Here is a 9,185-nt window from a genome sequence, read left to right as displayed (position 1 = left end):
TCAAAGGTAATCAATCTCTGGATGCTATGCCAATACCTGTATCCCGAACAATAATTGCTACTCGATTTGCAGGTAGTTCTTTAACTTCAACCCAAACTTCACCAGACTCTGTGAACTTAATGGCGTTGGAGAGCAGATTAATTAAAATCTGTTTGACACGAACTGGATCATTATATACTAAAGTATTTTGCAAATCGGTTTGCACTAACAATGATAAATTTTTGGCATCAGCTAGGGAACGCATTTCACTTACAGCGAGATTGATTACCTTTGAGACATCAAATCTTTCCGCTTTTAAATCTAATCGTCCTGCTTCCAGATTGGAAAAGTCCAGAACTTCATTAAGTAGCATCAGCAAATGTTTCCCATTATTCAAGATGCGTTCAACCATATCTGCTTGCTGGTGCGTTAGTTGACCGAACTTAGGACGCAGCAGTATTTGCGAAAAACCAATAATCGCATTCATCGGCGTTCTGAGTTCGTGGGAGATAGTTGCTAAAAAATGTGATTTTAGCACTGATGTCTCTGATAGCTTGAAGTTTTGTATTTGAAGCTGTTGCTGTTGTCTCTCTAATTCTTGGTTCTTACGAATAAGTTGTTCATGACTTTCTCTAAGCTGGTCTTTTGCCAAAGCTACCTGTATTTCAGCCCCATAAACCCGAATCGCACTCCGCAAAACTTGTGCCAAATTTTCTGGAGATATTCTAGACTTAGAGAGATAGTCTGTAGCACCAGCTTTCAATAATTGGATAGCAGTTTGTTCATCTTCTTGACCAGTTAGGACTACTAAAGGAACTTTAATTTCTGAACAACGTAGCTGTTCAATTAAGGTTAATCCATCCCGATCTAGTAAGCGATAGCCGAGGAAAACACAATCATAAACAGTAGTGTTTAAAATAGAAAACGCATCATTGCCATCGGCTACTTCAGATAGTTCCATTTGAATACCTGCTTTAGTCAGGGCGCAACGGACTGCCATCCGGTCTACTTCATCATCATCTACAACCAAAATTTTCAGCGTATCTTCCATCGGTTTTTATTTTTGCCGCTAAACATAGGTTGATGTATAACATTCCTGTTTTGAGATTATCTAACTAAAATATAATATTTTCGGACATCTAAAATCTGTAACTTTATTGACTAAGGCATTTCGTACAATATTCAATATTTGTTGAGCTTTGCCACCATCTCTAGAAAGTTAGGGAAGGTCACGTCGCTTCTCTACGAATTCAAAATTAATAATTACCATAAATAAATTTAGAAGCTTGTATCATGAGTCTGTTTCGGTAATTAACAAACCGAAAACTATTAACCTGAAGACAGCAAACATAGCTAATAGAAAGTAAAATAAAATACTTTACTAAGCTTAAAACAATTGTAATTGAGTCAGCAAGCGACCGTCGTCAGCCATTGGTGAGAGTTGCATACCATTCTTGTGTACCATCAGCTTGAGTAGTTGTACTCATCAGATTGGTTAGATTAGGTAAATAATAAAGTAACTCCTTATACCAATTTGTGAATCTGAAGTAATCCTACCTCCTGAAATTTCGATAATTTTCTTAACGATCGCTAGACCTGTGTTAGTATTTTCCTGGCGATCGCGGTCTTCCACATCCCGTGAAAAGTCAGGCTAACAAGCTTCCCACAAAGGACAACGAATTACTTTGCTGCTATAGGACTATGATTTGATTTCTGAAAAATCTCCGTACAACTCGAAAAGCGTGATTCTGTATTCCCTACTCCCTACTCCCCACTCCCCGCCTACGTAGATAATTTCAAAAATCAAATATGATTCCTATAGTAATTCCACCAAATTTTAACGCCGTCTGATTCTCTTCCATGAGGATGCTCATCAGCTGGATCAATCGAATGAATCCAAAGGTTTGGTTAAAAATCGCTCGAAACCATCGTTCACTTTCTCGTAAGATAATTTTTACCTTTGTAATTAGGACTTACGCACGCTCTACGAATTCTTGGCGTTCTTGGCGTCTTGGCGGTTCGATAAATTAAGCTTTTGGGCGATTTTTGCGTAAGTCCTAGTAATTTGTCCATTTTTGTAAGCTTTATACAAGATAATAGTAATTCACTAATGGAACATGGTAACTAAAAGCTGAATTTTTAGCACAGGAGGAGCAATTTGGCATTAGCCTCAATCTTTCATACTTATTGTGCAAGTATCTATATATCTCTAGCTAGATTTATTCTCTATCTAAATGTTAAAAAATAAGAGATTTACTATTTCTATCGGTGGATGCAGACTGGTTGAAATATCATCTATCTTTGGTTTGGGAAAATAAAAGATAGCGCTTACAAAAAGTAATACTTTGAAAGATGCAAACAGCGTAAGAGCGAGTGTAGCAATGAATGAAATTAGCATTATTTTAATTGAAGATCATGACTTAACGCGAATGGGGTTAAGAGCGGCATTGCAGGCTCACAGTGCATTGAAAGTAATTGGCGAAGCAGCAAATGCTACCCAAGGACTAAAACTTTTGGAAACGGCAAAGCCAGATGTAGCTGTTGTAGATATCGGTTTGCCTGACATGGATGGCATTGAACTCACCCGGAAATTCAAACGCCACCAAGCTGAAGCTGGGCAAACGACAACGAAGATTCTCATCCTAACAATGGATCACACAGAGGATGCTGTACTTGCAGCCTTCGCGGCGGGTGCTGATTCTTATTACATGAAAGAAACAAGCATCAGTAAATTAACTGAGGCGATCCAAGCGACTCACGGCGGTAATTCTTGGATTGATCCGGCAATTGCCAACGTGGTATTGCGGAAAATGCGGCAAGGTATTCCTGGAGAGAGCCAAGGTTCTGATAAAACGCCAAAGACCGTAAAAATTGAGGCGTTAGCGTCAGAATACGAGCAAGTTTTGGAAACATATCCCTTGACTCAACGGGAACTAGAAATCCTGGAGTTGATTGTAGCTGGGTGTAGCAATGGGCAAATTGCTGAAAAACTCTACATTACAGTTGGTACTGTGAAGACCCACGTTCGTAATATTCTAAATAAACTGTGTGCTGATGACCGTACCCAAGCTGCTGTAAGGGCTTTACGTTCTGGGTTGGTAGCATAACGGGCTGAGGATGAGGGAGCAGGGGGAGCAGGGGGAGCAGGGGGAGCAGAGGGAGCAGAGGAAGAATGACAAATGACAAATGACAAATGACAAATGACAAATGACAAATGACAAATGACAAATGACAAATGACAAATGACAAATGACAAATGACAAATGACTAATCAAAATCGTTCCTGTAAACATTTCGCAATGCGTAGTGCTGCTCCGGGTTTACCCATGCGTCGTAGACCATTTTGGGCAATAATTTGCAAAATATCAGGATCTTTGAATAGAGACTGTACTATCTTGGGAACTTCTGCTGGCTGCTCGACTAAAATCAAAGATGAGCCTAAAAGACGACTTTGAGCTTCAGCAAAGCCAGGGTTATATTGAGGCCCATTACCGGGAATCGCGATCGCAGGTTTTCCTAAACCGATAAACTGTTCTGTGGCTGTACCTGCCATAGCGATCGCTAAATCTCCCAAATGCAAGCAATCATTATAAGCTTTTTGTGTCAGCAATAAATATGCATTTTTTTGTTTAAATGTCAAGATATTTACATCAGCAATTTGGATAGGACATGCTGATTCAATGCACCAGCCTTGGGATTGCACACTTTGGGATAAAATATGAGAGTCTAAACCTGGAGCGATCGCACCTAAAAACATCACTCTGTTAGAAGTATAGAAAATCGAATTTCGCTCCTGGAAACTTGCCATCAACGCAGATACAGCAATCATAATTGTTTCCCAGTTGGCGTATGCCTCTGGCGCACGGGAACCAGGAAGAAGAGTCACTACAAAAGGTCGAACTATCTCTTGTTGTTGGCTATCCTGACTATAAAATTGTTGGCGTGAAAAGGTCGGTTGCAGACCATCCATCATGGGATTACCCAAATAAAAAGCTGGAATTGGCCATTGTTTTAATGTTTCCGTCGTCAGTGCATCTCTGGGGAACACCGCCTTACAACGGCGACGACTCATTAACCAACGTTCCCACGGATGGTAAACTGAACCGGAAAAATTTTCCCAACGCGTACCTTTGGATTTCTGTGGTAATAATCCAGCTTCATCCCGCACATAATATTCAGATTTCGCCGTACCCACAAAAGCATAATTAGCGCCACTGAAAGTTGCAAACAACAGTGGAACAATATCTCCCACAGCTAAAATCGCTCTTTTATTACCTAATTTTTTTTGAAAACTCACCCAACGGCGAATAGCTTTTATCTGGGTAAGGGTAAGTTCTAATAAACCACCGCGTACATCCCGCGCTAATTGGCGGCCATCCATATAAATAAAGCCGCCAGAAGGCATAGTGCGGACTGAACCGATGAGGGGAATATCCAACTGTTGGTAAGCACGCCCTTCACCCACCAGAGGTAAAGCAAAGATTTCTAGTGGGTTTAATTGTCGTTGGAGTTCTTGTAAAATCCGAACTGCAATGACATCTTCCCCATGACCATTACTTAATACAAGTAACCGTAAAGGAGAAGTTGCAGCTTGTGAATTAGAGGTTAGGGATAATCGGGATACATTACTCATAGAACCTCGCAGTAAGTATTGTGAGTATCAAACCGCTTCGCAAAGTCATTAGTCATTAGTCATTAGTCATTAGTCATTAGTCATTGGTCATTGGTCATTGGTCATTAGTCCAAGAGATACCACACCCACTTTTGGACTGGTTTGAATTAGTCCGATATGATTAGTTTTTTCGCCCACTAGGAAGGAGGTATGGGGAGCATCTCAATGAGTGCAAATATACCAGGCGATTAGAAATCGCGCGCCAGTTGCTCATGGGGGAAACCCCAAGACCGCACTGGCTTGGCTATACAAACTTTCGTCCGCCTACGCAAACTCAAAGAATTTACAGCAGATTGCAACTTGGTGAGGTACAGATTATTGTAAGGGCACAACATTGTTGTGCCCCTACCTGTGTACCTCATTTACCTGAAAAACGCTGTAAAACCCACGGAGGTGGGTTTTGTTTGTATAGCCGCGAATTCCATTCGCCAAGGCAGGCGTGTTTTTACACTCATTGAGATGCTCTTGGAGGTATGTACCAAAAACTATTCATCAAGTGATGCTGATATCATGCCGTAAAATTGATTAATATTATCGCAAATACAAGAATTTTGAATTATTAATCTATCGTGGTTGCACTACGCGCAACTGCCAATCACCGTAGGCGATCGCTACGGTGATTACACTAATTTCTGGATGAAAAGCACTCAAATTTTGATAACCCGCAACTTGGGTTAGTATAAAGCTATAGGAATTCGGCTTGATTACTGCTAAATATACTGAGAACTAAACCTTTATACAGTAAGCTCTTAGCTGATTTGGTTTTTCACGCAATCAAATAGGAGTCCTATCTCAGGTAAACACAAACTCTTTGAGGGTTTATCTGATGCCAATCTTTGATTTAATAATGGGAAGTAACTTTATGTCTCAGAAAGTTCTAGTTGTTTTAACGAGCCATGACACCTTGGGGAATACAGGCAAAGAAACTGGATACTATTTGCCAGAAGTGAGCCACCCAGTCGCCGTTTTCGAGCGAGCTGGCTTGACTGTTGATTACGTCAGTCCCAAAGGTGGGAAAGCACCCATGATTGGGATTGATCTCAACGATCCAGCGAACGCTGCGTTTCTCAACAACCCTGAGAAGATCGCACAGGTGGAGAATACTTTGAACCCAACTGAGGTTGATCCATCGGTATATAATGCAATCTTCTATGCGGGTGGACATGGCACGATGTGGGATTTTTCTGACAATTCCCAGTTGGCTAGCATTGCAGCAAGCATCTACGAACGAGGTGGTGTAGTTGCTGCGGTGTGTCATGGCCCTGCTGGGTTGGTCAACATCCGACTTTCAAACAATGATTATTTAGTAGCCGGAAAGAAAGTCTCTGTCTTCACCAACGAAGAAGAAGCAGCAGCCGGATTAACCGATATTGTACCCTTTCTATTAGAAGCAAAGTTGATTGAGCGGGGTGCAACAGTAGAGAAAGCACCGAACTTTCAGGCGAAAAGCGTGGTGAGCGATCGCTTAGTTACTGGACAAAACCCAGCCTCAGCGACGGGTGTTGCTGAAAAGGTCGTGGAACTTCTGAAACAGCAAAGCCCTAGCCTTACCTCAACCGCAGGTTCGGCCGGATAAAAGAAACAAGAGATAACATTTCTTTATTTTCACGTAGGGGTAATTCATGAATTGCCCCTACAGGGTTTACTTTTGCCTAAGTCCTATTTAACACTAATCCACTCAAATATAGCAATCCTAAAATGAGTTACGAAATCCCCAGTCCCCGATATGTAAAATAGTCAGCGTATCTTGCTTGATTTAGGCGATCGCTTTATGGCCATTACAAAACGGCGACTACCGACATTTTTACAGTTTGGCAAAAGTTCCAATCTTTCGCAAAAACTCATGCTCATCGGGTTAGCCATTACCCTCTTTTTCATCTTCCTGGCATTCTTCGCTCCCGTATTCCAGGCTTGGGGATGGTTGCAAAACCCAAAAGATTTTCTCTCTAATCCAATTCACGAGCCACCCTCTGCTAAACATTGGTTTGGTACTAGTCGTTTGGGCTATGATGTGTTCTCCCGCACGCTGTTTGGCGCTCAAGCTGCTTTGCAGGTGGTGATTTTGGCAACAGCGCTGAGTATGATTATCGGTGTGCCTTTGGGGATGCTGAGTGGTTATCTCGGCGGTAAATTGGATAAAGTGTTGCTGTTTATTATGGATAGCATCTACACTCTACCAGGACTACTGCTGTCTGTGACGCTGGCGTTTGTGGTGGGGCGTGGGATATTAAATGCTGCGATCGCTATTAGCATTGCTTACATCCCCCAATATTACCGCGTTGTCCGCAACCACACCGTGAGCGTGAAAACTGAAGTGTTCATCGAAGCTGCTCAAGCAATGGGCGCTTCCACCTGGGTTGTGCTTTCTCGTTATCTGTTTTTCAACGTCATTCAAAGCGTACCCGTCCTATTCACACTCAACGCCGCTGATGCGATTTTGGTGTTGGGCGGTTTGGGTTTTTTGGGGCTAGGACTTCCCGAAGAAGTGCCAGAATGGGGACATGATTTAAAGCAAGCCTTAGAAGCTCTACCTACTGGCATTTGGTGGACTACACTTTTTCCTGGTTTAACGATGACATTCATGGTGGTAGGGTTATCACTACTTGGTGAGGGGTTAAATGAATTTGTCAATCCCCGATTACGGAGAGAAAATAGAATCCGAAAGTAGTCATTGGTCATTGGTCATTAGTCATTAGCAAAGGACAATTGACAAAGGACAAAGGACAAATGACAAATGACAAATAAACAATAGAGAGATTTGTATGAAAGATAATTTAACGTTAATTGCTGCCGCTACTGGCGGGTTTATCCTTTCCGTTGCTCTTGCTGGTATCTTAAGAGGTGCGCCAGTTACAGGTTGGCAAGAGCAATCGAGTTTCCGCAGCACGACTTTTGCTAATTTACAGAAATCGGAGTTGAAAGCTGCGCGTCTTCTCCCAAGCAAAGACACTGCGCTAACAGATCGGGGATGAAAACGACTCGCGCCCAATAATAGGGAATAGGGAATAGCTGTTCACCAATGCCCAATGCCCCATGCCCAATGCCCAATGACAAATGACAAATGACAAATGACAAATGACAAATGACAAAATTCAAGTAATTGGCATTGATGTGGGTGGAACGGCAATTAAGCTGGGGCGTTTTGCAGCTGATGGAACTTGTCTCTTATCTTTGACTGTGGCATCTCCTCAACCGACGACGCCGAAGGCGGTGCTGGCGGCGATCGTAGATGCGATCGCTCAAATTGATCCAGATAATCAAGCTGTTGCTATTGGTGTTGGGACTCCTGGCCCATCCGATGCAGCAGGACGCATTGCTAAAATCGCCATTAACTTACCTGGATGGGTCGATGTGCCTTTAGCAGACTGGTTAGAAGCTAAAACTGGCAAACCTACTGCGATCGCTAATGATGCTAATTGCGCTCTTTTGGGAGAAGCTTGGTTGGGAGCCGGTCGCCATTTTCAAAATCTGATTCTGCTAACTTTAGGAACTGGTGTTGGTGGCGCAATTATCCTTGATGGCAAACTATTTGTTGGACATCAAGGAGCCGCCGGGGAATTGGGTTTAATTTCATTAAATCCTGATGGGCCAATTTGTAATAGTGGCAATCAAGGCTCTTTAGAACAATATGCCTCTGCTACTGCGATTCGCCGCCGCACTCTCAAGGAACCTGTCGAATTGGGTTTTCTTGCCCAACAAGGAGATGCCGCAGCATTGACTTTTTGGCAAGAATATGGTATCAATCTGGGAATTGGTTTAACGAGTTTGATTTATGTACTAACACCGCAAGCGATCGTTATTGGTGGCGGTATAAGTGGCAGCTTTGAATTTTTCTTACCAGCAGTAAAGGCAGAAATTGAGAAGCGAGTGCAGCCTTTATCACGGGTGGGTTTACAAATATTGCCAGCGCAGTTAGGCCATTTTGCTGGGATAGTAGGTGCAGCAAAGTTGGCATGGCAACACTATTCGGAATTTTAGCTAAAACAATAAAGTTGCCCCACGTCTCATCCGTCAGGGGAGTGTAGGGCTTCTTTATGACCAAATAATTCGTAATTCGTAATTCATGGTTTGGGAGCCAATAACTTCAGTTATGGAAAATATAGAAATAACCGTAAGCGGAAGTTCAAGCCTCTACATTTATGCATGGAGTATCAATTACGAATTACGAATTAGTAATTACGAGCAGGGAGATAGCGACTTGACAGTTTCTCTAGGTTTAGCCCCTATACGATATTAGCAACGTTCCCATTCGCAGCAAAGGCATCCGTCAACGCGATGCCTGGATTAAAGGTACCGTTTCCTCTGGACAGATATACTTCAACATCACGAATTCCATCCACCACTGCACCTTTTTCTTGGCGGATGAAGTCGCTTAAGCCGTCGCCATTAAAGTCTCCTGCAATCAGATTAGCAACGTTCCCATTCGCAGCAAAGGCATCCGTCAACGCGATGCCTGGATTAAAGGTACCGTTTCCTCTGGACAGATATACTTCAACATCACGAATTCCATCCACCACTGCACCTTTTTCTTGGC

7 protein-coding genes and 1 pseudogene are annotated in these 9,185 nt (G+C 42.5%); 5 read left to right on the top strand and 3 right to left on the bottom strand.

Annotated features, from left to right (window positions below; genetic code table 11):
• Positions 1 to 13 precede the first annotated feature (13 nt).
• A pseudogene (locus LC574_RS06995) lies at positions 14 to 1,030 on the bottom strand (response regulator); the annotation flags it as partial.
• A gap of 1,330 nt (positions 1,031 to 2,360) precedes the next feature.
• Here LC574_RS06995 and LC574_RS06990 point away from each other — a divergent pair.
• On the top strand, positions 2,361 to 3,086 hold the full coding sequence (locus tag LC574_RS06990; protein ID WP_229452338.1) for a response regulator transcription factor: 726 nt from the start codon (positions 2,361 to 2,363) through the stop codon (positions 3,084 to 3,086).
• Between the two features lie 164 nt (positions 3,087 to 3,250).
• Here LC574_RS06990 and LC574_RS06985 read toward each other — a convergent pair whose 3' ends face one another.
• Positions 3,251 to 4,612, bottom strand: a complete 1,362-nt coding sequence (locus LC574_RS06985) for a lipid-A-disaccharide synthase-related protein (protein WP_229452337.1) — start codon at positions 4,610 to 4,612, stop codon at positions 3,251 to 3,253.
• A gap of 901 nt (positions 4,613 to 5,513) precedes the next feature.
• Between LC574_RS06985 and LC574_RS06980 the strand changes: the two genes are divergently transcribed.
• The 4 genes from LC574_RS06980 (at position 5,514) to LC574_RS06965 (ending at position 8,629) form a co-directional block, all read left to right on the top strand.
• On the top strand, positions 5,514 to 6,227 hold the full coding sequence (locus LC574_RS06980; RefSeq protein ID WP_229452335.1) for a type 1 glutamine amidotransferase domain-containing protein: 714 nt from the start codon (positions 5,514 to 5,516) through the stop codon (positions 6,225 to 6,227).
• Positions 6,228 to 6,422: 195 nt separating this feature from the next.
• Positions 6,423 to 7,319 carry an ABC transporter permease gene (locus tag LC574_RS06975; RefSeq protein ID WP_229452333.1) on the top strand — a complete coding sequence of 299 codons (897 nt, stop codon included), beginning with the start codon at positions 6,423 to 6,425 and terminating at the stop codon, positions 7,317 to 7,319.
• Between the two features lie 94 nt (positions 7,320 to 7,413).
• Complete coding sequence (locus tag LC574_RS06970; protein WP_229452331.1) at positions 7,414 to 7,623, top strand: hypothetical protein; 210 nt, start codon at positions 7,414 to 7,416, stop codon at positions 7,621 to 7,623.
• A 103-nt stretch (positions 7,624 to 7,726) separates the two neighbouring features.
• Entirely contained in the window at positions 7,727 to 8,629 is a 903-nt protein-coding gene (locus tag LC574_RS06965) for an ROK family protein (protein WP_229452330.1), read from the top strand.
• Positions 8,630 to 8,874: 245 nt separating this feature from the next.
• Here the strand turns inward: LC574_RS06965 and LC574_RS06960 are convergent.
• Positions 8,875 to 9,185: VCBS repeat-containing protein (locus LC574_RS06960; protein WP_229452329.1), on the bottom strand; the 311-nt coding region annotated here is incomplete at its 5' end.

Source organism: Nostoc sp. CHAB 5715 (assembly GCF_020829685.1).
In the GTDB taxonomy this organism is placed as follows: domain Bacteria; phylum Cyanobacteriota; class Cyanobacteriia; order Cyanobacteriales; family Nostocaceae; genus Nostoc.
The sequence above is the reverse complement of the archived record's forward strand: the minus strand, read 5'-3'. Positions and strand labels throughout refer to the sequence as shown.